Source organism: Acidimangrovimonas sediminis, from assembly GCF_002871005.1.
GTDB lineage: Bacteria > Pseudomonadota > Alphaproteobacteria > Rhodobacterales > Rhodobacteraceae > Acidimangrovimonas > Acidimangrovimonas sediminis.
The window spans coordinates 93,381-119,029 of record NZ_PHSN01000016.1 but is presented as its reverse complement, the minus strand read 5'-3'; the positions used below and the strand labels follow the sequence as shown (position 1 = coordinate 119,029).

At 67.6% G+C, this 25,649-nt stretch carries 29 protein-coding genes; 16 read left to right on the top strand and 13 right to left on the bottom strand.

The annotated features are described in order from the left end of the window. Positions 1–60: 60 nt before the first annotated feature. Positions 61–390 carry a DUF1244 domain-containing protein gene (locus CVV76_RS15370; protein WP_408607885.1) on the bottom strand — a complete coding sequence of 110 codons (330 nt, stop codon included), beginning with the start codon at positions 388–390 and terminating at the stop codon, positions 61–63. A 35-nt stretch (positions 391–425) separates the two neighbouring features. Then, entirely contained in the window at positions 426–1,178 is a 753-nt protein-coding gene (locus tag CVV76_RS15365) for an N-formylglutamate amidohydrolase (RefSeq protein WP_102225555.1), read from the bottom strand. Positions 1,179–1,523: 345 nt separating this feature from the next. Between CVV76_RS15365 and pyk the strand changes: the two genes are divergently transcribed. The 5 genes from pyk (at position 1,524) to pheS (ending at position 5,249) form a co-directional block, all read left to right on the top strand. Beyond that, the gene (gene pyk, locus CVV76_RS15360) at positions 1,524–2,969 is read left to right on the top strand and encodes a pyruvate kinase (protein WP_102225554.1); all 1,446 of its coding nucleotides are present in this window, start codon (positions 1,524–1,526) and stop codon (positions 2,967–2,969) included. 31 nt (positions 2,970–3,000) lie between these two features. Next, positions 3,001–3,231 (top strand): hypothetical protein, encoded by a 231-nt coding sequence (locus CVV76_RS15355; RefSeq protein WP_102225553.1) that lies wholly within the window; start codon positions 3,001–3,003, stop codon positions 3,229–3,231. Between the two features lie 149 nt (positions 3,232–3,380). After that, the gene (gene rpmI, locus CVV76_RS15350) at positions 3,381–3,581 is read left to right on the top strand and encodes a 50S ribosomal protein L35 (protein WP_102225552.1); all 201 of its coding nucleotides are present in this window, start codon (positions 3,381–3,383) and stop codon (positions 3,579–3,581) included. Between the two features lie 12 nt (positions 3,582–3,593). Next, on the top strand, positions 3,594–3,959 hold the full coding sequence (gene rplT / locus CVV76_RS15345; RefSeq protein ID WP_102225551.1) for a 50S ribosomal protein L20: 366 nt from the start codon (positions 3,594–3,596) through the stop codon (positions 3,957–3,959). Positions 3,960–4,169: 210 nt separating this feature from the next. After that, positions 4,170–5,249 (top strand): phenylalanine--tRNA ligase subunit alpha, encoded by a 1,080-nt coding sequence (pheS, locus tag CVV76_RS15340; RefSeq protein ID WP_102225550.1) that lies wholly within the window; start codon positions 4,170–4,172, stop codon positions 5,247–5,249. Between the two features lie 105 nt (positions 5,250–5,354). On the opposite strand, the gene CVV76_RS15335 is transcribed toward pheS, so the two are convergent. From CVV76_RS15335 to CVV76_RS15325, 3 genes are read right to left on the bottom strand one after another with little or no spacing between them, the layout of a single operon-like run. Further along, positions 5,355–7,076, bottom strand: coding sequence for a methyl-accepting chemotaxis protein (locus CVV76_RS15335; RefSeq protein WP_102225549.1), 1,722 nt, complete (start codon positions 7,074–7,076; stop codon positions 5,355–5,357). Beyond that, complete coding sequence (locus CVV76_RS15330; RefSeq protein ID WP_102225548.1) at positions 7,060–7,380, bottom strand: hypothetical protein; 321 nt, start codon at positions 7,378–7,380, stop codon at positions 7,060–7,062. Before CVV76_RS15330 ends, CVV76_RS15335 begins: the two co-directional genes overlap by 17 nt. Before the next feature lie 52 nt (positions 7,381–7,432). Beyond that, positions 7,433–7,837 (bottom strand): ArsR/SmtB family transcription factor, encoded by a 405-nt coding sequence (locus CVV76_RS15325; protein ID WP_102225630.1) that lies wholly within the window; start codon positions 7,835–7,837, stop codon positions 7,433–7,435. 218 nt (positions 7,838–8,055) lie between these two features. Here CVV76_RS15325 and CVV76_RS15320 point away from each other — a divergent pair, with 218 nt between their 5' ends. The 5 genes from CVV76_RS15320 to CVV76_RS15300 all read left to right on the top strand — a co-directional run bounded on the left by CVV76_RS15320 (position 8,056) and on the right by CVV76_RS15300 (position 10,712). Continuing rightward, positions 8,056–8,439, top strand: a complete 384-nt coding sequence (locus tag CVV76_RS15320; RefSeq protein WP_102225547.1) for an AtpZ/AtpI family protein — start codon at positions 8,056–8,058, stop codon at positions 8,437–8,439. A gap of 1 nt (position 8,440) precedes the next feature. Beyond that, positions 8,441–9,187: a F0F1 ATP synthase subunit A gene (locus CVV76_RS15315; RefSeq protein ID WP_102225546.1), complete on the top strand. Its 747-nt coding sequence runs from the start codon at positions 8,441–8,443 to the stop codon at positions 9,185–9,187. 56 nt (positions 9,188–9,243) lie between these two features. After that, on the top strand, positions 9,244–9,480 hold the full coding sequence (locus tag CVV76_RS15310; RefSeq protein ID WP_102225545.1) for a F0F1 ATP synthase subunit C: 237 nt from the start codon (positions 9,244–9,246) through the stop codon (positions 9,478–9,480). Positions 9,481–9,562: 82 nt separating this feature from the next. Continuing rightward, positions 9,563–10,117, top strand: coding sequence for a F0F1 ATP synthase subunit B' (locus CVV76_RS15305; protein ID WP_102225544.1), 555 nt, complete (start codon positions 9,563–9,565; stop codon positions 10,115–10,117). 4 nt (positions 10,118–10,121) lie between these two features. Then, positions 10,122–10,712, top strand: coding sequence for a F0F1 ATP synthase subunit B (locus tag CVV76_RS15300; protein WP_102225543.1), 591 nt, complete (start codon positions 10,122–10,124; stop codon positions 10,710–10,712). Between the two features lie 106 nt (positions 10,713–10,818). Here the strand turns inward: CVV76_RS15300 and CVV76_RS15295 are convergent, their stop codons facing one another. From CVV76_RS15295 to CVV76_RS15280, 4 genes are all read right to left on the bottom strand, one after another. Continuing rightward, on the bottom strand, positions 10,819–11,589 hold the full coding sequence (locus CVV76_RS15295; RefSeq protein ID WP_102225542.1) for an FCD domain-containing protein: 771 nt from the start codon (positions 11,587–11,589) through the stop codon (positions 10,819–10,821). Between the two features lie 178 nt (positions 11,590–11,767). After that, positions 11,768–12,433 (bottom strand): OmpA family protein, encoded by a 666-nt coding sequence (locus tag CVV76_RS15290; RefSeq protein WP_102225629.1) that lies wholly within the window; start codon positions 12,431–12,433, stop codon positions 11,768–11,770. A gap of 110 nt (positions 12,434–12,543) precedes the next feature. Then, entirely contained in the window at positions 12,544–13,413 is an 870-nt protein-coding gene (locus CVV76_RS15285) for a methylated-DNA--[protein]-cysteine S-methyltransferase (RefSeq protein ID WP_102225541.1), read from the bottom strand. 142 nt (positions 13,414–13,555) lie between these two features. Then, positions 13,556–14,632, bottom strand: coding sequence for a Hint domain-containing protein (locus CVV76_RS15280; RefSeq protein ID WP_158243167.1), 1,077 nt, complete (start codon positions 14,630–14,632; stop codon positions 13,556–13,558). Positions 14,633–14,768: 136 nt separating this feature from the next. Between CVV76_RS15280 and nth the strand changes: the two genes are divergently transcribed. Both nth and CVV76_RS15270 read left to right on the top strand, forming a co-directional pair. Next, the gene (gene nth / locus CVV76_RS15275) at positions 14,769–15,413 is read left to right on the top strand and encodes an endonuclease III (protein ID WP_102225539.1); all 645 of its coding nucleotides are present in this window, start codon (positions 14,769–14,771) and stop codon (positions 15,411–15,413) included. Next, positions 15,410–16,396, top strand: coding sequence for an adenosine kinase (locus CVV76_RS15270; protein ID WP_102225538.1), 987 nt, complete (start codon positions 15,410–15,412; stop codon positions 16,394–16,396). Before nth ends, CVV76_RS15270 begins: the two co-directional genes overlap by 4 nt. Before the next feature lie 291 nt (positions 16,397–16,687). Here the strand turns inward: CVV76_RS15270 and CVV76_RS15265 are convergent, their stop codons facing one another. After that, entirely contained in the window at positions 16,688–17,506 is an 819-nt protein-coding gene (locus CVV76_RS15265; protein ID WP_102225537.1) for a sulfotransferase family protein, read from the bottom strand. Positions 17,507–17,672: 166 nt separating this feature from the next. On the opposite strand from CVV76_RS15265, the gene CVV76_RS15260 reads away from it, so the two are divergent. Continuing rightward, positions 17,673–19,250, top strand: a complete 1,578-nt coding sequence (locus tag CVV76_RS15260) for a DUF5928 domain-containing protein (RefSeq protein WP_102225536.1) — start codon at positions 17,673–17,675, stop codon at positions 19,248–19,250. Positions 19,251–19,257: 7 nt separating this feature from the next. Further along, a complete protein-coding gene (locus tag CVV76_RS15255) occupies positions 19,258–19,635 on the top strand; it encodes an HIT domain-containing protein (RefSeq protein ID WP_102225535.1) in 378 nt (125 codons plus the stop codon). A 123-nt stretch (positions 19,636–19,758) separates the two neighbouring features. Here CVV76_RS15255 and CVV76_RS15250 read toward each other — a convergent pair whose 3' ends face one another. Together CVV76_RS15250 and pnp are read right to left on the bottom strand one after the other, a co-directional pair. Continuing rightward, positions 19,759–20,919: a TIGR03862 family flavoprotein gene (locus CVV76_RS15250; protein WP_102225534.1), complete on the bottom strand. Its 1,161-nt coding sequence runs from the start codon at positions 20,917–20,919 to the stop codon at positions 19,759–19,761. Between the two features lie 150 nt (positions 20,920–21,069). Next, entirely contained in the window at positions 21,070–23,211 is a 2,142-nt protein-coding gene (gene pnp, locus CVV76_RS15245; RefSeq protein ID WP_102225533.1) for a polyribonucleotide nucleotidyltransferase, read from the bottom strand. A 218-nt stretch (positions 23,212–23,429) separates the two neighbouring features. Between pnp and CVV76_RS15240 the strand changes: the two genes are divergently transcribed. Then, a complete protein-coding gene (locus CVV76_RS15240) occupies positions 23,430–23,657 on the top strand; it encodes an N-(5'-phosphoribosyl)anthranilate isomerase (RefSeq protein ID WP_233192970.1) in 228 nt (75 codons plus the stop codon). Between the two features lie 144 nt (positions 23,658–23,801). On the opposite strand, the gene rpsO is transcribed toward CVV76_RS15240, so the two are convergent. Continuing rightward, the gene (rpsO, locus tag CVV76_RS15235; RefSeq protein WP_102225531.1) at positions 23,802–24,071 is read right to left on the bottom strand and encodes a 30S ribosomal protein S15; all 270 of its coding nucleotides are present in this window, start codon (positions 24,069–24,071) and stop codon (positions 23,802–23,804) included. A 361-nt stretch (positions 24,072–24,432) separates the two neighbouring features. Here rpsO and CVV76_RS15230 point away from each other — a divergent pair, with 361 nt between their 5' ends. Continuing rightward, positions 24,433–25,629, top strand: coding sequence for a calcium-binding protein (locus CVV76_RS15230; RefSeq protein ID WP_102225530.1), 1,197 nt, complete (start codon positions 24,433–24,435; stop codon positions 25,627–25,629). Positions 25,630–25,649 lie beyond the last annotated feature (20 nt).

Genomic DNA, 25,649 nt, shown 5'->3' with positions numbered 1-25,649 from the left:
GCCGCGGAAAGGAGCTCCCGGATCCGGCCGAGGGTCTTGCACTCCACGCCGCGCGGGGCCTCAGCCTTTGGGCGCGTCGCCCACGTTCTCGCGGAAGGCCTTCGCAAAGGCCTCCTGCTTGGTGCCGTCGGCCTCGGTCTGGTTCTGCGCGCGCCAGGTGTCGTAGGGCATGCCGTAGAAGACCTCTCGCGCCTCGTCCTTCGACATCTCGATGCCGCGGGCGTTGGCGGCCTCCTGATACCAGCGGCTCAGGCAGTTGCGGCAGAAGCCTGCTAGGTTCATCAGGTCGATGTTCTGCACCTCGGGCCGCTTGTCCATCAGGTGCTCGCGCAGCGCGCGGAAGGCCGCGGCCTCAAGCTCAGTCTGCGTGGCGGCGTCGATCTTGTCCATGGCGGGCCTCCTTCCGGCGCGGGTACGTCCCAAGTCTAGAACTGGCCCCCGACCCGCGCTGCGTCAAGCACCGCCTCCAGTACGGGCGCCAGGCGTCGGCCCCAGGCCTGCTGGTCCGCATCGTTGCGGATCAGGTCGTTGCGCACCTCGATCAGGGTATTGGGCCGGTCCGGCGTCAGGGCGTGGCGGTCGATGGAATCCCCCGGCAGGTGGCCGCTGTAGGGCTCGTTGTCGCCGACGCAGAGCGTGCCGCCGGACCGCAATGCCTCGATCAGCGGACGCGAGAAGCGTTCGTCGCGGTGGGAGTAGAGCACGGCCACCTCCCACGGGCGCGGCGGCCGGCCCTTGAGCTGCGGGGTGAAGCTGTGGATAGCCACGATCACCGTGCCGGGCCGCGACGCAAGGCGTTCATAGGCCGCATGGTAAGGGCGGTAGAGCCGCTCGAGGCGTTCCTCCACCTCCGCCTCGGTGGCGGCGCGGTTGGCGGGGATGATCGTCCCGTCATAGAGCTGCATCACCAGCGTCGGGTCGTCCTCGCCGCGGTTCGGGTCGATCACGAGGCGCGAGAAATTCGACAGGACGGCGGGACAATCCAGCGCCTCCGCCAGCGCGCGGGTGACGCCAGCGGCGCCGACGTCATAGGCGATGTGGCGCGCCATATCCTCGGGCGCGATCCCCAGATCGCCGCCGGCGACAAAATCGGGCACCGTGTTCGCGGCATGGTCGCAGGTGATCAACCAGCGGCCCGGGCGGTCCTCGCCCACGATCTCGAAGGGCCGGTAATTCATCGCTTTCCCCTTGCAGTACGGCTGCCATTCAGGGGCGCGGGCATACGCCGAAATCCCGGGATGTGCCAGTGGGGGAGGGCGCCCGCCCCGTCCGCCGACAATCGGGCGCAAGGCCTGGTGACGGGCCGGTACCGGTTCCGCCGCTGCCGCCAGGCCGGGCAGGGCGCCCGACACGGGGGGCAACACCGATGCACGCCGCCTGCATGCCCGGGCTTGATTTTATGGTAGCGGTAACATACCCGGGGGCGGGCCGGTCCCCGGGAGCGCTTTGTTGCCACCTCGCGGCATTTCCGCCATACAGGGACCCGACCGGCGCGGCAGGACCGGACAGCAGGGAACCATCATATGAGACGCCTTCGCAACGTGAAGATCGTGGCCACCCTTGGCCCCGCTTCCGACGATTACGAAACCATCCGTGCGCTTTTCGAGGCCGGCGCGGACGTGTTCCGCCTGAACATGAGCCACGGCACCCACGAGGATATCGCCGCGCGCCATCGCATCATCCGGCAGATCGAGAAGGATACCGGGCGCCCGATCGCCATCCTTGCCGACCTGCAGGGGCCGAAGCTGCGCGTTGGCACTTTCGTCGCCGGCGCCGCGGATCTTGAGGAGGGCAACAAGTTCCGCCTCGATCTCGACCCGGCCGAGGGCGACGAACATCGCGTTCAGCTGCCCCACAAGGAGATCTTCGCCGCGCTCGAGCCCGGCTCGACGCTGCTGGTAAACGACGGCAAGATCCGCCTCAAGGTCGAGGAATGCGGCCCCGACTTCGCCAATTGCGTGGTGACGGTGGGGGGGACGATCTCCAACCGCAAGGGCGTGAACGTGCCCGACGTGGTGCTGCCGTTGGCGGCGCTGTCGGACAAGGACCGCACTGACCTGGAATTCGCCTGCGAGCTGGGCGTCGACTGGCTGGCGCTGAGCTTCGTGCAGCGCGCCGCCGACGTCGAGGAGGGCCGGGCGCTGGCCAAGGGCCGCGCGGCGATCATGTCGAAGATCGAGAAGCCCGCCGCGATCCGCACCTTCAACGAGATCCTCGCGGCCTCGGACGGGATCATGGTGGCGCGCGGCGACCTGGGCGTGGAACTGCCGGTGCAGAACGTGCCGCCGATCCAGAAACAGCTGGTGCGCGCTTCGCGGGCTGCCGGCAAGCCGGTGATCGTCGCAACCCAGATGCTGGAAAGCATGATCGAATCGCCGATGCCCACCCGGGCTGAGGTGTCCGACGTGGCGGCCGCGATCTACGAGGGCGCCGATGCCGTCATGCTCTCGGCCGAATCCGCGGCAGGGAATTATCCGGTCGAGGCGGTGAAGACGATGAACGCCGTCGCGATGGAGGTGGAAAGCGATCCGACCTACCGCGAGATCATCGAAAGCTCGCGCCGGATCGACCGTACAACGATCGCCCATGGCATCGTCTCGGCGGCCCGCGACATCGCCGAGACCACCTCGATCCGCGCGATCTGCTGCTTTACCCAGTCGGGCACCACCGCGTCGCTGACCGCGCGCGAACGCCCGCCGGTGCCGATCATCGCGCTGACGCCGCTGCCGGAGACGGCGCGGCGGCTCTGCCTCACCTGGGGGACGCATTGCGTGATGACCGAGGCGCAGGACCGCTTCAAGGGCGCGGTGATCTCGGCCGTGCGGGCGGTGCTGGAATACAAGTTCGCGACCGAGAAGGACCAGATCCTCGTGGTTGCGGGCGTGCCCTTCAACGTCGAGGGGTCGACCAACATCCTGCGCGTCGCCCCCTGTGAAGAGCGCTTGATTTATCGCAGCGATCCCGAATAATCGGCCCTTCGCAACCGCGGAGGGACGGCGCGTGGACACCGACCTGATCTTCGTCATCGGCCTCCTTGTCGGGGCCCTGGCGATTCCGGCGATCCTGAGCGCCTTCGTGGACGGGCGGCCGCCCCGTGCAGCCGCGATCATGCTGCTGGTCGCGGGCGTCCTCGTGGTCGTCGCGGTCACCCGCAAGCCGGGGGGCTACACCTTTGAGGGTATCCCCAACGTGGTCTACCGGGTGATCGGCCAGCTGACGCACGGAAGCTGACCCATGGAAGCCACTCGCGGAAGCCACCCACGGGGGAGACTTTTCCCTTGCCAGACCGGGCCGGGCCGCCTATACGGCCCGCTCGAACCGCGGGACCGGCCAAACGGCATGCCGAGTCGCGCGTAAACGCCTGAAAGATGGAGAGCGAAATGCCCAAGATGAAGACCAAGTCCAGCGCCAAGAAGCGCTTCTCGACGACGGCCTCCGGCAAGATCAAGTCGGCCCAGGCCGGCAAGCGCCACGGCATGATCAAACGTACGACGAAGTTCATCCGTGACGCCCGCGGTACCATGGTTCTGTCCGAACCGGATACCAAGATCGTCAAGAAATTCATGCCCTACGACCGCTGAGGAGGCTGGACAATGGCTCGCGTCAAATCCGGGAAAGTCACCCACGCCGCCCACCGCAAGGTGATCAAGAAGGCGAAAGGCTACTACGCCGCCCGCGGCACCAACTTCCGCACCGCCACCCAGGCCGTGGACAAGGCGAACCAATACGCCACCCGCGACCGCAAGACCCGCAAGCGCAACTTCCGCGCCCTGTGGATCCAGCGGATCAACGCCGCCGTGCGCGCCGCGGATGCCGAGATGACCTATTCGCGCTTCGTCAATGGCCTGGCGAAAGCCGGGATCGAAGTCGACCGTAAAGTCCTCGCCGATCTCGCCGTGCATGAGCCCGAAGCCTTCGGCGCCATCGTCGAGCAGGCCAAGGCCGCTGCGGCAGCCTGAACGGGCGACAAGACAAGGTTTCAGGGACAGTGAGACCGGCCCCGCGTACCTGACGGTGCGCGGGGTTTTGCGTTGCGCGCCTCCTCCTGCGCTGCGCTTCTCGTCGTCCGCCCGGCCGAGGGCGAGAAACCTGATGCTCGAGGAGGGTGCCGCCGCTTGCATTCGACTGCCCCTGAGGCTAGGCACGAGCCGGAATTGCCGGAGGCTCCGATGGACGGACTGGACACCCTCAAGGCGGGCTACCTGACCCGCATTTCCGACGCGGCGGATGAAGCCGGGTTGGAGGAGCTGCGCCTTGCCGCGCTGGGCAAGAAGGGCGAGGTCAGCCTGAAGATGCGCGAGCTGGGCAAGATGAGCCCGGAAGAGCGCAAGACCGCGGGCCCCGCGCTCAATGCGCTGAAGGACGAGATCGACGCCGCGCTGCGTGCCAAGAAGGCCGCGCTGGCCGATGCCGCGCTTGACGAGCGACTGAAGGCCGAGTGGCTGGACGTGACCCTGCCGGGCCGGCCCCGCGCCGCCGGCACGATCCACCCCGTGAGCCAGGTGACCGCGGAGCTGACCGCGATCTTCGCCGACATGGGCTTTGCCGTGGCCGAGGGGCCGCAGATCGAGACCGACTGGTACAATTTCGACGCCCTCAACATCCCGCCCGAACATCCGGCGCGGCAGGAGCATGACACCTTCTTCATGGCGCGGGCCGAGGGTGACGAGCGTCCGCCGCACGTGCTTCGCACCCACACCTCGCCGGTGCAGATCCGCGCGATGACCGAAGCCGGCGCGCCGATCCGGGTGATCGCGCCCGGCCGCGTCTACCGCATGGACATGGACCAGACTCACGCGCCGATGTTCCATCAGGTCGAGGGGCTGGCGATCGACCGCGACCTGTCGATGGCGAACCTCAAGTGGGTGCTGGAGGAATTCTTCTCGGCCTTCTTCGGCGTCAAGGTTGCGACCCGTTTCCGCGCCTCGCACTTTCCCTTCACCGAGCCTTCGGCCGAGGTCGACATCCAGTGTTCCTGGGTCGACGGCCAATTGCGTATCGGCGAAGGCGACGGCTGGATGGAGGTTCTGGGGTCCGGCATGGTGCACCCCAAGGTGCTGGCGGCGGCGGGGGTGGACCCCGACCAGTGGCAGGGCTTTGCCTTCGGCATGGGGATCGACCGGATCGCGATGCTGAAATACGGCATCCCCGATCTGCGCGCCTTCTTCGAGAGCGACCTGCGGTGGCTGCGTCACTACGGGTTCAGCGCGCTCGACGTGCCGACGTTGCATGGCGGCCTGAGCCGCTGACCCCGGCACCATGACCGCGACGCAAGGCCCCGGCGGATCCGTCGGGGCCTTGCGCGTTTCTCAGGGGGGGCTGCCGACCCGGACGTGCGGGTCACAAGGCGCGGGTCACGAGGCGCGGGGCAGCGCCACCGGGGCAGGGGGCTTTACCGTGCCGCCGCAGCGGAACTGGTCGACCAGGGCGGTCAGCCGTTCGGTGCTTTGCGCCAGCATCGAGTTGGCCGCGGTGGTTTCCTCGAACATGGCGGCATTCTTCTGGGTCACAGCCTCCAGTTCGGCGATCGACTGGTTCACCTCGGCCACGCCGGCCGATTGTTCCTCGGTGGCGGTGGTAATGGAGGCCATCGCCTCGGCGATCTGCTGTACGGCGGCGTTGATCCCGGCCAGCGCCTCGCCGGTCTGGTTCACCAGCTTGGCGCCGTTGGCGATGCCGGTGACCGAGGAGGAGATCAGCTCGTTGATCTCGCGCGCCGCTTCTGAAGAGCGCTGCGCCAGCGCGCGAACCTCCGAGGCGACCACGGCAAAGCCGCGCCCGGCCTCGCCTGCCCGGGCGGCTTCGACCCCCGCGTTCAGCGCAAGGAGGTTGGTCTGGAAGGCGATGTCGTCGATCACCGAGGTGATCTTCTGCACCTCGCCCGAGGATTTGTGGATCCCCTCCATCGCGGCGACGGCCCGGGTCATGATCTCCTTGCCCTTGTCGGCTTCGGCCCGGGTGCTTTCGGCCCGTTGACGGGCGCTGCCGGTGTCATCGGCGACCGCGCGGACGGCCTTGGCCAACTGGTCGATCGAGGCGCTGACATCGGTCAGCGTGCCGGCCTGGCGTTCGGTCCGGTCCGACAGGTCGTTGGCCGACAGGTTGATTTCGCGCGACTGGCTGCGGATCGATTCCGCTTCCTGCGCGACGTTGGTCATCGCATCCTCGAGGCGCTGCATCGCGTCGTTGTAGTTGCGTCGCAGGTCCTCGAACTCGGAGGCCAGGGCGGCCGTGATGCGGGTCGACAGGTCGCCCTGGGCCATCCGCCCGAGCGCATCGCGGAAAGTGTCGAGCAGGTCCACCAACGCCCTTTCGCGGGCTTCCATCGCGCGCGCCTGCGCCTCCTGTTCCTTCAGGCGGGCAGCGGCGCCCTGGCTGGCCTCGGCATGGGCGCGCTCGGTGTCGCGGCGCGCGTCGGCGGCGGCCTTGAGCGCGGCCTTGGCCTCGGTTTCGGCCGCCACCGCGCGGCGCTTATCGGCCTCGGCATCGGCCAGCGCGGCCTCGGCCCCCGCCAGCGCCTCCTCGGCCTGCCGCTGGTGCGCGACAGAGAGGTCCTGCAGCCGCAGCCGCGACGAGATCGCCCAGCCGAGGGCGATCGTCTCCGCCACCACGACGACGGCATGGAATGCGGTGCGGCCGACGTTGAACAGCAGGTCCGTGGTCGGATAGACCAGCGCGGGCATCAGGAAGGTCAGCGTCAGGTGATGCACCGCGATCGTGGCGGCAGCAATCAGCACGGGTCGCAGCCCGGCCATCGAGACGATGATCGCGAGGCTTGCGAAATAGACCATGTGGGCGTCGATCTGCATCGGGTTGCCCATCAGCGCGGCGTTCAGCACGATGGTCTGACCGGTCAGCGCCTGTGCGGCGAAGATCCGTTCCTCGGCCCGTCGGCCGGTCAGCACCCAGACCGCCACGAGGCTGAAGAGCGCACCGCCGATCGCCGCGATCAGGAAGGCCGCACCGATCCACCAGGCGACTGCGATGTTCAGCGGCCCCGCGACGAGGGAGAGCCACGCGATGGAACGGGCGGCGCGGTGGCGCTCCACCTCGAAGGCGTCAGTCTGACTGTTCATTCTCTGCTCCACATATCTGCGACAGGAAGGCGGCATCCGCGACCACCCACGCGCCGGCGGCCCGGAGCGTGGCGGGCAACCGGGCCCTGACGTCCGGATCCTCGGCCCAGGCGAGCACCGCGAAGGGTGCCCTGACCGGCCCGATCTCGCGCGCGCCGGCACGGCCGACGATCGCGGACAGGTCGCGCCAGGGTGGCCCGATCACCACCACCGGCCCGTCACCCTGCACGGGCCGCAGCGCAAGCGCGGCGGGGGCCAGGGACAGGGTGGCCAGAAAAAGCGTGGTCGCTGCGAACCCCTGCATGCCTTCCGTTCCTTTCGGAGCCGGACTTTCGCCGAGAATCCTTACGAAACGGTCAATGACCGTCGGGGATCTGCTCGGCCCCGGGGGAGGGGGCGGCATCCGCCGTGGCGGATCCGTCGTCCAGCTCGGCCGCAAGGAAGCGTTCGAAGGCGTCGAGGTTCACCGGCTCGAACTGCCCGAAACCCTGCATCCAGACCGAGGCCGCGCGCAGGGCATCCGGGTCGAGCTTGCACCACTTCACCCGCCCGCGCTTTTCCTGTGCGATCAGCCCGGCCGCGGCGAGGATCGTCAGATGCTTGGAGATCGCGGCGAGGGACATCTCGAACGGCTCGGCCACGTCGGTGACGGCCATGTCGTCCTCGAGCAGCATGGTCAGGATCGCCCGCCGCGTGGGATCGGCGAGCGCGGCGAAGACCTGGTCGAGTTGGGCGCCGTGGGCGTCGATGCGGGCGTTCATGGCCCAACCCTTGCCCGGGCGCGCGAAAATCGTCAACCGATTGGTTGAATATGGGGGCGGGGCGAATTCCTCCCCGGCAGGGTGTCGCAGGGCGGATTGCACATGAGAAGACCATTGAAAACAAATGCTATTTTTCGGAAATCGCGGGTTCGTGAAGGATTGACTCGCGCCCCCCCTCTCCGTAGGTTCCTTCGCGATTGACCCGGGGGTTCGAAAACGTGGCGGATCCAGCCGAAGAAGACCGTCTGAAACGCCTCGAGGAGCGGATCGCGGCGGTGCGGAAGACGGCGGCGCCAAAACCGAAGCCCCGGGTGGAAACGAACCTGAGCCAGGCGAACTATGCCTGGCGGATGGTGACGGAGCTTGTGGCCGGTCTCGCGATCGGCTTCGGCATCGGATACACGGTCGACGCCTGGTTCGGCACCCGCCCGTGGTTTCTGGTGCTGTTCATATTGCTGGGCTTCGGGGCCGGGGTGAACGTGATGTTGCGCACCGCCAAGGAGCTGCAGAAGCAGGCGGGGCAACCCGCCCAGGACAGAGAGGCGGAGACATCCGCCGACAAGGCAGAGGCGGGCAACCCCGCCGGTGGCGAAAGGGACTAGAATGGCAGCGGAACAGGGGTCCAGCCTCGCGATCCACCCGATGGCGCAGTTCGCGATGAAGCCGCTCTTCGGCGGCGACACCATCCATTGGTACACCCCCACGAACCAGACGCTGTGGATGGCGATCGCGATCCTCGGCGTGTTCCTGCTGCTGGTCGTCGGCTCGCGCGGCCGCGCGGTGATCCCGTCGCGTGCCCAGTCGGTGGCCGAGGTCGCCTATGGCTTCGTCTACAAGATGGTCGAGGACATCGCGGGCAAGGACGGGCTGAAGTTCTTCCCCTACGTGATGACGATCTTCATGTTCGTCGTCTTCGCCAACATGCTGTCGCTGATCCCGGCGTCGTTCGCGACCACCTCGCACTTTGCCATCACCGGCACGCTGGCGCTTCTGGTCTTCTTCTCGGTCACGATCATCGGCTTCGTGCGCCACGGCCTTGGCTTCCTCGGGCTGTTCTGGGTCACCGCCGCGCCGCTGCCGCTGCGCCCGTTCCTGGCGCTGATCGAGGTGATCTCGTACTTCGTGCGTCCGGTCAGCCACTCCATTCGTCTTGGCGGCAACATGATGGCCGGCCACGCCGTGCTCGAGGTCTTCGCGGCCTTCGCCGCGATCGCGCTGATCTCGCCGCTGTCGGTCATCGGCATCGCCGCGATGTACGCGCTGGAGCTGCTGGTCGCCTTCGTGCAGGCCTACGTCTTCACCATCCTTACCGTCGTCTACCTCAAGGATGCGCTGCACCCGCACCACTGACGGCGACGCACCGAACACCGAAATTCAAAGCCATTCCAATCCTAAGGAGAACTGCAATGACTGGCGATATCGTTCAAATGGGTCTCTACATCGGCGCCGGTCTGGCCTGCGTCGGCATGGGCGGCGCCGCGATCGGCGTTGGCAATATCGTGGGCAACTTCCTGTCGGGCGCGCTGCGCAACCCGTCGGCCGCTCCGGGTCAGACCGCCATGCTCTTCATCGGCATCGCCTTCGCCGAAGCCTTCGGGATCTTCTCGTTCCTCGTCGCGCTTCTGCTGATGTTCGCCCTCTGATTTCCGCGACCCCGCCAACTCTCCTTCGGGGGGGCCGGGCGTCTGATCGCCCGGCCGGGACAGCAGGGAACAGGAGGACGTCATGTCTACAGCAGCAGCAGCGGTAAGCCAGCACGCCGCGGACGCGCCGACGCTCGCGACCGAGGGCGCGGCGATGCCGCAGCTCGACTTTGCGACCTACCCGAACCAGATCTTCTGGCTCGCGGTGGCGCTGGTTATCATCTACCTGATGCTCAGCCGTATCGCGCTGCCGCGCATCGGTGCCGTCCTGGCCGAGCGCAAGGGCACGATCACCAACGACATCGCCGCGGCGGAAGAGCTGAAGATGAAGGCGCAGGAGGCCGAGAAGGCCTACAACCAGGCGCTGGCCGATGCCCGCTCCGAGGCGTCGCGCATCGTCGGCGAGGCCCGGGCCGAGATCCAGGCTGACCTCGATGCCGCGATGGCCGAGGCCGATGCCGAGATCGCGGCGAAGCAGGCCGAGGCCGAGGGCCGGATCGCCGAGATCCGCGCCAGCGCGGTCGAAAGCGTGACCGAGGTCGCCAAGGACACCGCCAAGGAGCTGGTCGCGGCTCTGGGTGGCAAGGCCGACGCGCGCAGCGTTACCGCCGCGGTCAACCAGCGGCTGAAAGGGTAGGGCGATGAGCAAGTTCCTCAGCATGACCGCGCTTCCCGCGCTTCTGCTCGCGGCTGGTCCGGCGCTCGCCGAGGGCGGGCCGGGCGGCGAACACCACGGGCCGTTCTTCTCGCTCGGGAACCCGATCCTGATCATCATCATCGGCTTCCTCATCTTCGTCGGGGTGCTGGTCTATGCCGGCGTCCCGAAGATGCTGGGCGGGATGCTCGACAAGCGCGCCGCGCAGATCAAGCGCGACCTTGACGAGGCCCGGGCGCTGCGCGAGGAGGCCCAGACCATCCTGGCCTCGTACGAGCGGCGTCAGAAGGAAGTGATGGCCCAGGCCGAGCGCATCGTCGCCCAGGCCAAGGAAGAGGCGACCGCCGCGGCCGAGCAGGCCAAGGAAGATCTCAAGGCCTCGATCGCGCGGCGTCTTGCCGCCGCCGAGGACCAGATCGCCTCGGCCGAGCAAGCCGCGATCAAGGAAGTGCGCGACCGTGCGATCGCCGTGGCCGTGGCGGCCGCGGGCGACGTGATGGCCAAGCAGATGACGCCCGAAAGCGCCGATCAGATGATCGACAGCGCGATCGGTGAGGTCGAGACCCGGCTGAACTGAGCTTCGGTTCCAGATTCAGGCAAAGCCCGGCCCCAGTGGTCGGGCTTTGTCGTTTCGGCGCGGGGCTGGGCCGAATTCCTTCGAAAGGAATTTGCAGAAGTCTTGGTCAAGACTTTTCGGCGTTATGTTCCAGGCGTTGGCGCGCAACCTCTTCCTGCGCCGCCGCGCGCTTCTCGGCCCTCAACGCGGCTTCGACGTAATCCATGTGGCGGGCAACGGCCGCGCGGGCGGCCTCGGGATCGCGGGCCTGCAGCGCGATGTTGATCGCCCTGTGCTGGTCCAGCAGGTCACCCCGGGTCGTGCGCTGGCGGAACATCATCTGGCGGTTGTAGAAGACGCCCTCGCGCAGAAGGTCGTACATCGACCGCATCATGTGCAGCATGACGACGTTGTGGCTGGCCTCGATCACCGCCATGTGGAACTGCGCGTCGAGCGCGGCCTCGTCCGAGGCATCGCGTTTCGCATGGGCCGTCTCCATCCGCCCGAGAATGGCGGCGATCACCTGCAGGTCGGTATCGGTGCCCATCCGCGCCGCGCGTTCGGCGGCCAGCCCCTCCATGTCGCGGCGGAAGGCGATGTAGTCGAACACCGCCTCGTCATGCGCCGCGAAGAGCTGCACGAGCGCTGGCGCGAAGGCCGAGCCCAGCACCTCGGCCACGTAAACGCCGGCACCGGCCCGCGTCGCCAGAAGGCCCCGCGCCTGCAGTTCCGACAACGCCTCGCGCAGGCTGGGGCGCGAGACGCCCAGCTTCTCGGCCAGGTCGCGTTCCGACGGCAGGCGCTCGCCCGGACGCAGTACGCCGCGCAGGATCAGGAGTTCGATCTGGCGGACGACGGTTTGCGACAGCTTCTCGGGCTGGACCTTGGTGAATGGCATGGGGATCTCCGGAATTGGTCAAGAGATATGACCAGCCGGGGCGGGGTGCAAGCGGCCCGGCGGTCCGGCGGTGCAGCCTGCGCCCTTGGCAGGGATATCCGGGCACGAAGGAAGGACCGAAGCGCGAAAGGCCGGGCGCTGCGGCCCGGCCTTTGCGATCTTGCTGCCCGGTGCGGGATCAGCGGTTCGGAATGATGATAATCTCGACCCGGCGGTTGCGGGCGCGGCCCTCGCTGGTCTGGTTGGTCGCGATGGGCTGATCCTCGCCCCGGCCGATGGCCTGGATCCGCTGCGGTGCGACGCCGTCGCCGATCAGGATGCCCGCGACCGCGCCGGCGCGGCGTTCGGACAGGTTCTGGTTGTAGCTGGCCGTTCCCGTGTTGTCGGTGTGGCCCACGACCTGCACCGTGCTGTCGGGATAGCTCGACAGGTTCTGCGCGACACCGCTCAGCTCGTTGCGGAGCGCGGGGCGCACGTGGTCGCTGTCGGTGGCGAAGAGGATGTCCTGCGGCATGTTCACCACCAGCGTGTTGCCGGTATTGGTGACCGAGATCCGCCCGTCGCCGATCTGGCGGCGCAGGTCCGCGGCTTGCTGGTCGAGCGAATGGCCGACGGCACCGCCGACGGCGGCCCCCAGAGCAGCGCCGGCGACGGCCTGTGCCGCGCGGTCGCCCTTGCCGAAGATCAGCCCGGCGCCGGCGCCCGCGATGGCTCCCGCGATCGCACCGTTCTTGGCGCGGGCGTTCGGGTCGTTCGGGTAGGCGTTCGGGTTCGGCTGCTCGCAGCCGCTAAGGGCCAGCGTGCCTGCGGTGGCCAGCAACAGCGCGGAAATTCGGAAATTCATCTTGTCCCCCATCGGGTGGTTATGCGTGCCCCATGGATAGCCCAAGGATCCGCCCCGGCGAAGGTTCCACGCGCCGATCGGCAGCAAATCGCGCATCACTTGCGCGTGGTTCAGGCGGCATCGCCCGGCATCGCCGCGCCACCCTCGCTGCGGGCGTATTCCCAAGCCAGCATCGCGCGCTTGACCGGTAGCCCCCAGTGATAGCCGCCAAGCCCGCCGGACCGCCTGAGCGCGCGGTGGCAGGGGATCAGCCACGACAGCGGATTGCGCCCGACCGCGGTACCCACCGCGCGCACGGCCTTCGGGTGGCCGATGGCGCTGGCGATGTCGGAGTAGGTGGTGACATGGCCCGCGGGAATGGTCAGCAACGCTTCCCACACCTTGATCTGGAACGGCGCGCCGATCAGGTGGAGCGCGGTCCGGTCGCGCCGGCCGCCAAGCGCGGCCTCGGCCCAGGGGGCGAGGCGCGCCGCATCCTCGACATAGGCCGCGCGCGGCCAGCGGGCGCGCAAATCGGCCATGGTGGCTTCGGGCCCGGTTTCCCCGGCAAAGCCGATGCCGCACAGCCCCTTGTCCGTGCCCATCGCCAGCGCGGGGCCGAAGGCGCTGTCGAACCAGCCCCACCGGATCGTCAGCCCGTCACCGCCGCGGGCATAATCGCCGGGGCTCATCGCCTCCCAGCGCAGGAACAGGTCGTGCAGGCGCCCGCCACCGGACAGCCCGGCCGCCAGCGCCGTGTCGAGGACGGTATGCCGCTCGGCCAGAAGCCGGCGCGAGAGGTCGAGCGTCAGGTATTGCTGATAGCGCTTGGGCGACACGCCAACCCAGCGCGAAAACACCCGCTGGAAATGCGCCGCGCTCATCCCCATCCGGGCGGCCAGATCCTCCAGCGGCATCTGCGCGCCGCCCGAGTCGATCTCTTCGAGCGCCCGGGCGATGACCCGGTAGTGATAGGCGGGGCTTTCGGTCTGGTCGAGCATGGCGGGGGTTCCTGTCTGCATGCTCCGAAGATAGGCGGGCGAGGCCGTCTTCGCGACCCGCTTCCTGCGCATTTGGCCTGAAGTGGTTCTTCCCGGGGGGGCAGGGAGGGCCGGGGAGGGATGGCTGGGGCCGGGAGTGGCCTCAGGCCCGGGCTCGCAGCGGCCCTTGGGCCTCGCCGTCGTCCTCTGCCGGTGTCGCGCCGACGGGTGGGCGGATCAGGGCCGCCTCCCATCGCTTCAGGCAGGGGTAGGCGGTGTGCCGGTGCGCGCCTTGCGTGAGGTCGAGCCGCTCCGACAGTGCGGCCAGCGTGTCGGGGGCGATCACTTCCTGCACCAGGTCGCCGAGGAACAGCGACTCGGCCCACGTGCCCTCGGCCAGGATCGCTTCGTGCCGAGGGAGGAGCAGGCGGTAATAGACCGGCGCCGGCCCCTCGGTCTCGGCCGCGATGCCGGGCAGGTGGGTCAGGAAATCCGCCGCGCAGAACATCGCATCGTGCCCGAAGCAAAGCTGCAGCTGCGTATCGCTGACCAGGACCCGGTGATGTGGCGACACGCGAAGCGGCGCGGTGGGCATCTCGGCCCCCAGCGCCCCCGCGGCGATCAAAATCGCCCGCCCCGTTCCGCCTCCGGCCTCGTCGGGGTCTAGCCGGCCGACCCACAGCAATGGCTGGAACCCCCGATCTCGTGTCAACAGCCGGTCGCCGGGGCGCAGCCAGTCCACCGGCACCATGCCCTCGGATGTCATCACCGAGGTGCCGGCGGCGATGCACGGGACAGAGGTGAAGATATCGTCGGTGGTGCGGTTGTCCACGTCGACCTTGGCCACCTTGCCGGTGTCGCCGCTTTCGATCATCGTGTAGGTGACCCCGGCCTCCAGCGGGGTCGACATGGCGTAACCGTAGAGGATGTCGTCCTGCGCCCCGCCGCCGAATTTCACCAGGTCCGCCCGGATCAGGATACCGTCGGGCGCGCGCAGAAGGCTGTAGCCGTCGGAATAGACCGGGCCGGAGACGATCAGCGCCCCCTGCAGGTCATGGAGCGCGCCGGTTTGGTTCGCGTCGTTGCCGATGTGTCGGTCGCTGATGTCGCCGTCAAAGACCAGATCGCCGTCGGAAATGACAAGCGCGGCACGGTGCAGCTGCGGGTCGTAATCCGCACGCAAGGTGATGTGACCGGCGCCGTCGAACACCGGGGCATCCGCCGTGTAGATGTAGACCATGGCACCCTCCACTTCCGGGTGGACCATGCACCAGCATTGGGAAATGCCCGGTTAACAGGCACCGGGCATGCCTGGAGGGCGCAGGATGCTGTGCGCACCCTTGCCCCCCGCGGGGCGGCGTTGCATACCGTCCGGGATGGCCAAGCAGCTGCCCTACCATACGATCCGCGAGATCTTTGCCCGCTTCCAGGCGGCGGAACCCGAACCGAAGGGCGAGCTGGAGCATCTCAACGCATTCACCCTGCTGGTCGCCGTCGCCCTTTCGGCGCAGGCCACCGATGCCGGGGTGAACCGTGCGACGCGCGGCCTCTTCGAGGTCGCCGACACGCCCGAGAAGATGCTGGCCCTGGGCGAAGAGGGGCTGACCGAACACATCAAGACGATCGGCCTCTATCGCCAGAAGGCGAAGAACGTCATCAAGCTCAGCCGGATCCTCGTCGAGGAATACGGTGGCGAGGTGCCTTCGTCCCGCGCGGCGCTGCAGGCGCTGCCAGGGGTGGGGCGCAAGACCGCGAACGTGGTCCTGAACATGTGGTTCCGCCAGCCGGCGCAGGCGGTCGATACACACATCTTCCGCGTCGGCAACCGCACCGGCATCGCGCCGGGCAAGACGGTGGAGATCGTCGAGAGGGCGATCGAGGACAATATCCCCGCCGAATTCCAGCAACACGCGCATCACTGGCTGATCCTGCACGGGCGCTACATCTGCACGGCGCGCAAGCCGCGCTGCCCGGATTGCCTGATCCGCGACCTCTGTCCCTACGAGGAGAAGACAACGTGACCAAGACCTACAAGGTGGTCGGCATCGGCAACGCGATCGTCGATGTCCTGACCCAGTGCGACGACGGCTTCCTGTCCCGGATGGGCATCGACAAGGGCGTGATGCAGCTGATCGAACGCGACCGGGGCGAGCTTCTCTACGACGCGATGGACCAGCGCACCCAGGCGCCCGGCGGCTCGGTCGCGAACACATTGGCGGGGATCGGCAGCCTCGGCCTCGCTACTGCCTTCATCGGCCGGGTGCGCGACGATGAACTGGGCCGGTTCTATGCCGAGGGGATGGAGAAGGGCGGCACCGCCTTCGTCAACCCGCCGGTGGCCGAGGGCGAGCTGCCGACCTCGCGCTCGATGATCTTCGTGACGCCGGATGGCGAGCGGTCGATGAACACCTACCTCGGCATCGGCGCCGAGCTTGGGTCGGACGACGTCCCCGAAGAGGTCGCGGGGCAGACCGAGATCCTGTTCCTCGAGGGCTATCTCTACGACAAGCCGAAGGGCAAGCAGGCCTTCGAACGCGCGGTCGAGATCTGCCATGCGGCGGGCGGCAAGGCGGGCATCGCCCTGTCCGACCCGTTCTGCGTGACCCGGCACCGCGAGGATTTCCGCCGCCTGGTGCGCGACCTCGACTTCGTCATCGGCAACCAGCACGAGTGGGAGGCGCTCTACGAGACCGACCTGAGCGCAGCGCTGGAACAGGCCGCGCAGGAAAGCGGCCTGATCGTCTGCACCCGCTCGGGCCATGACGTGGTGCTGGTGCGCGGCGACGAGGAGGTCTCGGTCCCGGTGACGCCGGTGACGCCGGTCGATGCGACCGGCGCGGGTGACCAGTTCGCGGCGGGCTTCCTCTACGGCCTGGCCACGGGCCAGTCGCTGGAGACCTGCGGCCGGATGGGCGTGGCCGCGGCGGCCGAGGTGATCGGTCACTTCGGCGCCCGGCCCGAAGCCGATATGCAGGCATCGTTCCGTGAGAAGGGCCTGATCTAGGCGCGTGCGGCACGGGCAGGGCGGGGGGCGCTGCCCCCCTGCACCCCCCGGGATATTTCCGCTCAGAAGAACGGAAATTCAGGCTTTCTTAACCGTGCCCGCGCAGACTTGTCGGCGCGGTACAGGCTGGGAAGCCGATGACCGCCTCAGGAGAAGGCGCCCCGCGCGGTTCAGACCGCCGCGGGGCGTTGCGATCCGTCCCGCTTTCTTCTGAGTGAAAATATCCTCCGGGGGTGCGGGGGTGGAAACCCCCCGCCGGCGCGTCCTCTGCCGCTCGCTCCGCCGCCGGTGTTACGATCCCAGCTTGGCGTGGACCTCGTCGAGGTCGACCTCGCCCCGTGGCATCTTGTTCGCCGGGTTCTCGAAATCATACTTGAAGAGCTCGAAGTCGCGTTTGTAGATCTCGTAGACGAGGTGCATCGACAGGTCATCGAAATAGGCCTCGACCGGGTGGGCGCGCCTGGGGCCGTGGCCCTCGCTCTCGTTGAACCGCGGGACCTGCTTGAGATCCACCGCGACCGGCGTCTCGATATGGTCGAGCACGACCTGCATCCCCTCGTCGAACTTCTCGGTGAAGAAGATGTGGTCGTAGCGCCCGCCGTTCAGGATGAAGGTGGAGATGTGCCCCGACATGGCCGACCAGTGGATGTCGGGCTCCATCGGTTTCTTCCAGCGGATGGTGTCGCGCGCGAACAGCAGGAAGCGGCGGAAGCTGGCGATCTGGTCGAATTCGAACCCGGTCTCGGGGTCGCCCACCTCGATCCCGTATTTCTGCACCAGCATCGGCACCAGCTTGCCGCGGTAACGCCGGCCATTGCGCTGGATGCCGCAGATCTTGTCGAAGAAGGACGACAGGATCCGGGTGTAGGGGTTGCGCACGCAGGTGAAGGCATAGGACCCGTGCCGTTTCACGTTGGCGGTGATCAGCGGCTGGCTCTCCTCCTGGGCCCATTTGTGCAGCCCCTCGGTCGAGTCGTGGATGTCGCCGTCGAAGAAACGCCCGTGATCCGAGTAGTACATGATCTGACCGATCGACGAGCAGGCGCACTTGGGCACCACCCGATAGACGACGCTTTCGCTCTCGGTCATCCAGGTTCCTGGGAAACCCATATGTCTCTGCCTCCGATGCCCGTGGTCGGGGCCATGCTGGCCACGCGCCCGGACAATTGGTTCACAAAAAAGCAAACAAGTTCTGTCTTTTCAACGCTTGATGAAGCTATTTTAAGGAAAGAATAGGGCGCGAGGCCGGCAACCGGGAGCGGGCAGTCACAACGCGATGTCGAGAATCGCCTTCATCTTGCTGTGTCACAAGGACCCCGAGGGGGTAATCGCCCAGGCGGAGCGTCTGACGGCGGCCGGCGACTACATGGCGATCCATTTCGACGCCCGCGCCGCGCGCGAGGATTTCGCGAAGATCCGTGCCGCGCTGAAGGACAACCCTTCGGTCACCTTCGCCCGCAAGCGGGTGAAATGCGGCTGGGGGGAGTGGAGCCTCGTGCAGGCGACGCTGAACGCGGTCGAATCGGCGGTCGAGGCGTTCCCGCGCGCCACGCATTTCTATATGCTCTCGGGCGATTGCATGGTCATCAAGTCGGCCGAATATGCCCATGACTTCCTTGACCGCGAAGATGTCGATTACATCGAGAGCTACGACTTCTTCACCTCGGACTGGATCAAGACCGGGATGAAGGAGGACCGGCTGATCTATCGCCACCTGCTGAACGAGCGCAAGCACAAGTGGCTGTTCTACAAGGTGCTGGAGGCGCAGCGGAAGCTGGGGCTGAAGCGCGCCATCCCCGCCGATATCGAGGTGCAGATCGGCAGCCAGTGGTGGTGCCTGCGCCGCCGCACCGTGGAATGGATCCTGTCCTTCCTGCGCGACCGGCCCGACGTCGTGCGCTTCTTCCGCACCACCTGGATCCCGGACGAGACCTTCTTTCAGACGCTCGTGCGCCATCTGGTGCCGGAGCCCGAGATCCGGTCGCGCACGCTGACGTTCCTGCTGTTCACCGACTATGGCATGCCGGTGACCTTCTACAACGATCATTTCGACCTGCTGCTCAGCCAGGATTACCTGTTCGCGCGCAAGGTCTCGCCCGACGCGACGGAGCTGAAGGCGCGGCTGGGCCGTCTCTACGCCACCAAGGGGGTATATTTCCCGATCTCGAACGAGGGGCGGGACCTGTTCAAGTTCCTCACCGGCAGGGGCCGGATCGGGCGACGCTTCGCCCCCCGCTTCTGGGAGACCGAGGCCAGCCTCGGGCGCGAGCGCGAGTTGATGATCGTGACCTGCAAGAAGTGGCACGTCGCCAAGCGGCTGGTGGAACGGGTGCGGCAGGTCACCAACCTTCCCGCGATCGACTATCTGTTCAACGAGGAGACCACCCCGCTTCCCGACCTCGGCGGGATCGAGACGACGCTGGAGAAACGCACCCGCCACCGCCGCGCGCTGGTGCGGATGCTGTTCGACTATTACGAGACCAATCGCCTGATCATCTGCATGGATACGGCGAACCTCGACCTGATGCAGGATTTCTACGCCGACCGCTCGACCACGCGCCTGCTGGAGATCGAGTGCGACTTTTCCGACGACTACCTGATCGGCCACGCACGCCGCATCGGTCTTGCGGGCGAGCGCACGCCGCCCGACACGCTGGCGCGGCTGCTGCCCACGGTGCGCTACGACGTGAAGTTCGAAAGCGACCGGATCCGCGATGCGGCCTTCGGCGGATACCAGCGCCTGCGCGAGAGCGCCTCGGTCGACGAGAATACCTATCCGCTTGCACAGTTCCTCGATGTGTCGGAACACAAGGCGCGTGAGATCGCGGCGACCGAATACCTTTTCGTGGACTGAGGAAAAGATGCCCTATACCTACGACGACCAGAACATCTTCGCGAAGATCCTGCGCGGCGAGATCCCCAACAAGACGGTGCTGGAGACCGAGCACAGCCTCGCCTTTCACGACATCGGGCCGCAGGCACCGGTGCACGTGCTGGTGATCCCGAAGGGGCCATACGTGAGCTACGACCATTTCGCGCGTGAGGCCTCCGATGCCGAGATCCTCGACTTCACCCGCGCCGTGGGCAAGGTCTGCGAGATGACGGGCGTCACGCTGGACGAGGGGCAGGGCTTCCGCGCCATCTCCAACGCCGGGGCGCACGGGGTGCAGGAGGTGCCGCACCTGCACATCCACATCCTCGGCGGGCGGCGCCTGGGGAAGATGCTGCAGCCCGAGTGACAGGCGCCCATCAGGCGCGCGCCTCCTTGCCCCCTTCGGGCGCGCGTCGTCTCTGCGGCGGGACGAGGAGCGCCGAAGGCCTCGACGAGGCGCGGGCCCCGCGGGCATCAGCGGCCCGGGCTGTTACAGTTCCGCAGCCGCCCGGCCGGCCCAGCGTCCGGTGGCAAGGCAGGCCGTGAGCAGGTAGCCGCCCGTCGGCGCCTCCCAGTCCAGCATCTCACCCGCGACGAACACCCCCGGCAGCGCGCGCAGCTCCAGCCGGTCGGTCAAAGCGGTCCGCGCGATCCCCCCGGCGGTGGAGATCGCCTCGTCCAGCGGGCGCGGGCCGGTCAGCGGCAGGGTCAGCGCTTTGATCCGCGCGGCCAGCGCCGCGGGATCCGCTGGCAAGGGCCGTGCACATTCCTGCATGAGGGCGATCTGCACCGGCCCGAGCCCCGCCTTGCGCAGCCGGTTCGTGACGCTCTCCTTGCCCCGGCCGGCCAGCTTCCGGGCGACGTCGTCCACGTCGCGGTCGGGGGCGAGGTCGAAGACCAGCGGCGCGCCGTCACGCAACGCGCGCGACAGGGCGTAGATCCCGCCGCCCTCGACCCCGCGGGCCGAGATCACGCATTCCGCCCTGACCCGCACCGCCCCCGCGCTCAGCACGGCGCCCTTCACCGGCTGACCGAAGTGCCGCGCCATATGGCCCGACCACGCCACCCCGAACCCCATGTTGGCGGGCAGGAACGGCGCGATGCCGACCCCGCGCGCGGCCAGCCAGGGCGCCCAGGCGCCATCGGACCCGAGGCGTGACCAGCTCGCACCCCCCAGCGCCAGGATCACGCGGGCAGGGCGCAGCACCTGCCGCCCGCCGGGTGTCTCGAAGGCGAAATCGTCATTCTCGAACCCGGTCCAGCGCCAGCGCCGCCGAAGTGTGACGCCCAGCCCCTCCAGCCGCGCCAGCCAGGCACGGAGCAATGGCGAGGCCTTCATCGCCCGCGGAAACACCCGGCCCGACGACCCGGCAAAGACCTCCTGCCCCAACCCCTCGGCCCAGTCGCAGACCTGCGCGGGACCGAAGGCCATCAGCATCGGTGCAAGCCAGGTCTCGGCCTCGGCATAGGCGGAGAGGAAAGCCTCCCGTGGCGCGTCCTTGGTCAGGTTCAGCCCGGATTTTCCGGCCATGAGAAGCTTGCGCCCCGGGCTGGGCATCGCCTCGGCCACAGTCACGGCAAGGCCCGCCCGCGCCATCTCCTCAGCTGCCATCAGCCCGGCGGGACCGGCGCCGATGACAAGGGCATCCATCCTCTCCGTCGCTCCGTTCATCCCCGCCCTTTCCCGCGCCCGCCGCAATCCGGATCTGCGTCACAGGACCACAAACATCCCGGCGCCGCAAAGAAAAGGGCCCCGGCGTCGCCGCCGGGGCCCCGATCCTTCAGAAGAAGGACCGCCTGATTACTCGGCATCTTCCTTCTTGGCTTCCGGCGCGATTTCCTCGCCGGTTTCCTGGTCGACCATCTTCATGCCAAGGCGCACCTTGCCGCGATCGTCAAAGCCGAGAAGCTTGACCTTCACCTCCTGGCCTTCCTTCAGCAGGTCGGACGGGTGGTTCAGACGCTTGTTGGCGATCTGGCTGACGTGCACGAGGCCGTCGCGCTTGCCGAAGAAGTTCACGAAGGCGCCGAAATCGACGAGCTTCACGACCTTGCCGGTGTAGATCTTGCCTTCCTCGGGCTCCGCCACGATCGAGTAGATCATGTCATAGGCCTTCTGGATGGCCTCGCCGTTGGCCGAGGCGATCTTGATCACGCCGTCGTCGTTGATGTCGACCTTGGCGCCGGAGGTTTCCACGATCTCGCGGATCACCTTGCCGCCCGAGCCGATCACTTCACGGATCTTGTCGGTCGGGATCTGCATCGTCTCGATCCGCGGCGCATGGGCCGAGAATTCGCCCGCCGAGGTGATCGACTTGGACATCTCGCCGAGGATGTGCATCCGGCCATCTTTCGCCTGCGCAAGCGCCTGCTCCATGATCTCGGGCGTGATGCCCGCGACCTTGATGTCCATCTGCAGCGAGGTGATGCCGTCCGACGTGCCCGCAACCTTGAAGTCCATGTCGCCGAGGTGATCCTCGTCGCCCAGGATGTCGGTCAGGACCGCGTACTTGCCGTCATCTTCCAGGATCAGGCCCATGGCCACACCGGCGACCGGCGCCTTCAGCGGCACGCCCGCATCCATCATCGCCAGCGACGAACCGCAGACCGTGGCCATCGAGGACGAGCCGTTCGATTCCGTGATCTCCGACACGAGGCGGATGGTATAGGGGAAGTCGGTCGCAGCCGGCAGAACCGCCTGCAGCGCGCGCCACGCCAGCTTGCCGTGGCCGATCTCGCGGCGGCCCGGGCTGCCCACGCGGCCGACTTCGCCGACCGAGTAGGGCGGGAAGTTGTAGTGCAGCAGGAAGTTGGAGCGGAAGTTGCCGTGCAGCGCGTCGATGATCTGCTCATCTTCGCCGGTGCCCAGCGTGGTCACGACCAGCGCCTGCGTCTCGCCCCGGGTGAACAGCGACGAGCCGTGGGTGCGCGGCAGCAGGCCCACCTCGGACACGATCGGGCGCACGGTGGTGCGGTCGCGGCCGTCGATGCGGGCGCCGCCGGCGATGATGTCGCCGCGCAGGATCGAGCTTTCCAGCTTCTTGAAGGCCGAGCCGAGGTTCGGGTTCTCGAGCTCTTCCTCGCTCAGCGTCGCCTTGACCGCGTCACGGGCAGCCGAGATCGCGTTGGTGCGTTCCTGCTTGTCCTTGATGGCAAACGCGGCGCGCATCTGCTCTTCGCCCGCGGCCTTCACCTTGGCGTAGAGGTCGCCGTATTGCGGCGGCTGGAAGTCGAACGGCGGTTTCGCAGCGGCTTCGGCCAGGTCGATGATAAGATCGATCACCGGCTGCATCTGCTCGTGGCCGAACTTCACCGCGCCCAGCATCTCGGCCTCGGTCAGCTCGTAGGCCTCGGACTCCACCATCATGACGGCGTCCTTGGTGCCCGCGACGACGAGGTCGAGGCGCTGCTCGGGGTTGTCGCGCAGCTTGGTCATGTCGTCGACTTCGGGGTTCAGCACGTAGTCGCCGTCGACGAAGCCGACGCGGGCGCCGGCGATCGGGCCCATGAACGGCACGCCCGAGATCGTCAGCGCGGCCGAGGCGGCGATCATCGCCACGATGTCGGGCTCGTTCACGAGGTCATGCGAGAGCACGGTGCACATCACCAGGACTTCGTTCTTGAAGCCTTCGACGAACAGCGGGCGGCACGGACGGTCGATCAGGCGCGCGGTCAGCGTTTCCTTCTCGGACGGCCGGGCTTCGCGCTTGAAGAAGCCGCCGGGCACCTTGCCCGCGGCGTAGTATTTCTCCTGGTAGTGCACCGTCAGCGGGAAGAAGTCCTGCCCGGGCTTCGGCGCCTTGGCGAAGGTCACGTTGGCCATGACGGAGGTCTCGCCCAGCGTGGCGATGACGGAACCGTCGGCCTGACGGGCAACCTTGCCGGTTTCCAGCGTGAGCGTCTCCTCGCCCCACTGGATGGATTTTTTCACTTCGTTGAACATCTGTCGTATCCTGTCTGGGAGCCCTCCCGGCCCCTGCCGGGTCTCCCGTTGGTTCTGGCGGCCCCATTGCCGCCGCCCCCTATCCTTCGTTGCACGCGCCCGGGGGCTGGTAGGCGTCACGTCTCAGATTGGGGGGCCTTACAGGAAAATCACCCCGATGGAAAGGCGTGTGTTCGGGCGTTAAGGGCCGCTTAACCCTGCTGCGGTGGGATCGGGACATGGATATGGCGACCGCAGACGACACCGAGCGCTGGCTCGATCACCTGTTCTCGGCCAAGGCGGTCGCGCGCGGCGGCGTGATCCGTCGCTCGGTGGCGTGGGTCGAGCACGAGATCGGGCGCGAGCGTTTCATCGGCGCAGTCGCGGAGCGCGGGTTCTCGCTGCTCGAATGCGGAGGACAGTTCGTCGTTATCTGTCAGCGCGGGCCGATCCGCCGGTTGCTCTGATTGCGACAGCCCTGACCATGACTGCCCTGACTGCGACCGAGAATTTTCGTCGAAAATTCGCACGGGGCAAGACACGGCGCCCTGATATGCAAAACGCCCGCTCCTTGCGGAACGGGCGCTTGCGGTTTCCCTGGCGGGACAGGCTCAGCGGCGGATGCCGAGCTTGCCGATCAGGTCGAGGTAACGGCCCTCGTCCTTCGCCTTGAGATAGTCGAGCAGCTTGCGGCGTTGGGCAACCATCATCAGCAGCCCGCGGCGCGAGTGGTTGTCCTTCTTGTGCGACTTGAAGTGCTCGGTCAGCGTGGTGATCCGCGAGGTGAGGATCGCGACCTGCACCTCGGGCGAACCGGTGTCGCCTTCCTTGGTGCCGAATTCCTTGATCAGGCGGGTCTTTTCTTCAACCGTGATCGACATCGGGGTCTCCTTGGAAAAAAGGGTGATGGCGCAAGCCGGGATGTCGTCCAGCAGGGCCCTTGGAGGGTGGTCCGCCGCCCGACGGGCTGCGCGGATCGGGGGCGTATAGGCGGAATCGCCGTGAAAGGAAAGCCCTGTCTGCGCTGCGGCGGTGCCGCCCCTGCGTGGCGGGGTTCCTTCCCCGAAGACCGCGGCGCGGGTTTCGGCACGGTTCGCCGCGGCAATGGCTAAAATGCACGGCATTTTTCTCTGGCCGCGCCCTCTTCCTGCCCGGATCCTCTGCCATGAAAGCCCTTCAGGATCAGGTGTTTACCGGGTTTCATGGTTAACGCGTCAGGGGTGGCGCAGTGGAGGTGTGGGTATGCTGGGGCTGGCGGGTTTGCTTGGAATGGTGGCGATGGGCGTCTTTGCCGACCTGACGTTGTCGGGGCGCGAGACGGAGGAGCCTTCGGACGAGGACGGCGCGGCAGACACCGGGGCACAGATCGCACCCGACGGCGGGAACGGCGATCTGCTGGACATGGCGGTCGCGTCGGGGGATGCCACCGTGCAGGACGAGGGGGCCGGCACCGAAGAGCTGGCCGCCGCAGATCCCGTGACCGCGGCTCCCCCCGCCGAAGACAGCGCGGCCCAGGAGCCTACGAGCGGGGAGCCCACGGTCGGGGATGCTACGCAAGGCAGGGATGCCATGCCGGACGCGGACGCAACCCGGATCGCCGGGTTTTCCCTCCGGGGCGGTTCCGGCGACGATATCCTGTCGGGTGAGGCCGGGAACGACACGATCCTGGGCGGCGACGGTTTCGACCAGATCAACGGCCGCGACGGCGACGACAGCCTGGCCGGCGAGAACGGCAACGACTGGCTGGCGGGCGAGGGCGGCGCGGATACGCTGGAAGGCGACGCCGGGAACGATACCCTGCTTGGCGGTGACGGCGCCGACCTCCTGCGCGGCAATTCCGATGCCGATCTGCTTTGCGGTCAGAACGGCGACGACACGCTCGTCGCTGGCAATGGCGATGACACGCTGATCGGTGGCGCGGGGGCAGATGCATTGTACGGCGGCGCAGGGGCCGACGCCCTTCAGGGGTGCGAGGGTGACGACCTGCTGGTTGGGGGCACGGGTGAGGACACGCTTGACGGAGGGCTGGGCGATGACCTGATGATCGGCGGCACCATGGGCGACGTCTTTGCCGCCGATGGCCCCGATTACCTGAATGGCGGCGACGGGGCGGACGTGATTGCGCTCGGCGCGCTGGATCACGCGACCGGGGGCGCGGGGGCCGATACCTTCTTGCTTGGCGAAAGCGGGGATGCCGATCCCGCGGCGCCGGCCGGCCCCGCCATGATCCATGACTACGACGCGGCCGAGGATCGGCTGGTCGTCGTCTACGATCCTGCCGCGCATCCCGATCCGCGCGTCGGCGTCGAACCGGGAGAAACGCCCGGCTCGGTCTACGTCACGCTCGACGGCCTGCGCCTGGCCGAGGTCCTCTCTGCCGGCGGCCTCGGCCCGGAGGATATCGCGCTGCAATCCCTGACCGCCGCACAGGCCGCCTGACCGGCCCTTCCTCCCGGCCC

Bases quoted from the DNA above. Each gene is read 5' to 3' on its own strand.
- CVV76_RS15265 (WP_102225537.1), bottom strand. From the start codon at position 17,506: ATGGGTTTCCCAGGAACCTGGATGACCGAGAGCGAAAGCGTCGTCTAT.
- CVV76_RS15335 (WP_102225549.1), bottom strand. From the start codon at position 7,076: ATGAACAGTCAGACTGACGCCTTCGAGGTGGAGCGCCACCGCGCCGCC.
- CVV76_RS15240 (WP_233192970.1), top strand. From the start codon at position 23,430: ATGGATATGGCGACCGCAGACGACACCGAGCGCTGGCTCGATCACCTG.
- pyk (WP_102225554.1), top strand. From the start codon at position 1,524: ATGAGACGCCTTCGCAACGTGAAGATCGTGGCCACCCTTGGCCCCGCT.
- CVV76_RS15310 (WP_102225545.1), top strand. From the start codon at position 9,244: ATGACTGGCGATATCGTTCAAATGGGTCTCTACATCGGCGCCGGTCTG.
- nth (WP_102225539.1), top strand. From the start codon at position 14,769: ATGGCCAAGCAGCTGCCCTACCATACGATCCGCGAGATCTTTGCCCGC.
- CVV76_RS15290 (WP_102225629.1), bottom strand. From the start codon at position 12,433: ATGAATTTCCGAATTTCCGCGCTGTTGCTGGCCACCGCAGGCACGCTG.
- CVV76_RS15315 (WP_102225546.1), top strand. From the start codon at position 8,441: ATGGCAGCGGAACAGGGGTCCAGCCTCGCGATCCACCCGATGGCGCAG.
- CVV76_RS15295 (WP_102225542.1), bottom strand. From the start codon at position 11,589: ATGCCATTCACCAAGGTCCAGCCCGAGAAGCTGTCGCAAACCGTCGTC.
- CVV76_RS15255 (WP_102225535.1), top strand. From the start codon at position 19,258: ATGCCCTATACCTACGACGACCAGAACATCTTCGCGAAGATCCTGCGC.
- CVV76_RS15280 (WP_158243167.1), bottom strand. From the start codon at position 14,632: ATGGTCTACATCTACACGGCGGATGCCCCGGTGTTCGACGGCGCCGGT.
- rpsO (WP_102225531.1), bottom strand. From the start codon at position 24,071: ATGTCGATCACGGTTGAAGAAAAGACCCGCCTGATCAAGGAATTCGGC.
- CVV76_RS15260 (WP_102225536.1), top strand. From the start codon at position 17,673: ATGTCGAGAATCGCCTTCATCTTGCTGTGTCACAAGGACCCCGAGGGG.
- pnp (WP_102225533.1), bottom strand. From the start codon at position 23,211: ATGTTCAACGAAGTGAAAAAATCCATCCAGTGGGGCGAGGAGACGCTC.
- CVV76_RS15370 (WP_408607885.1), bottom strand. From the start codon at position 390: ATGGACAAGATCGACGCCGCCACGCAGACTGAGCTTGAGGCCGCGGCC.
- CVV76_RS15305 (WP_102225544.1), top strand. From the start codon at position 9,563: ATGTCTACAGCAGCAGCAGCGGTAAGCCAGCACGCCGCGGACGCGCCG.
- CVV76_RS15325 (WP_102225630.1), bottom strand. From the start codon at position 7,837: ATGAACGCCCGCATCGACGCCCACGGCGCCCAACTCGACCAGGTCTTC.
- CVV76_RS15365 (WP_102225555.1), bottom strand. From the start codon at position 1,178: ATGAATTACCGGCCCTTCGAGATCGTGGGCGAGGACCGCCCGGGCCGC.
- CVV76_RS15330 (WP_102225548.1), bottom strand. From the start codon at position 7,380: ATGCAGGGGTTCGCAGCGACCACGCTTTTTCTGGCCACCCTGTCCCTG.
- CVV76_RS15250 (WP_102225534.1), bottom strand. From the start codon at position 20,919: ATGGATGCCCTTGTCATCGGCGCCGGTCCCGCCGGGCTGATGGCAGCT.
- pheS (WP_102225550.1), top strand. From the start codon at position 4,170: ATGGACGGACTGGACACCCTCAAGGCGGGCTACCTGACCCGCATTTCC.
- CVV76_RS15300 (WP_102225543.1), top strand. From the start codon at position 10,122: ATGAGCAAGTTCCTCAGCATGACCGCGCTTCCCGCGCTTCTGCTCGCG.
- rpmI (WP_102225552.1), top strand. From the start codon at position 3,381: ATGCCCAAGATGAAGACCAAGTCCAGCGCCAAGAAGCGCTTCTCGACG.
- CVV76_RS15285 (WP_102225541.1), bottom strand. From the start codon at position 13,413: ATGCTCGACCAGACCGAAAGCCCCGCCTATCACTACCGGGTCATCGCC.
- rplT (WP_102225551.1), top strand. From the start codon at position 3,594: ATGGCTCGCGTCAAATCCGGGAAAGTCACCCACGCCGCCCACCGCAAG.
- CVV76_RS15230 (WP_102225530.1), top strand. From the start codon at position 24,433: ATGCTGGGGCTGGCGGGTTTGCTTGGAATGGTGGCGATGGGCGTCTTT.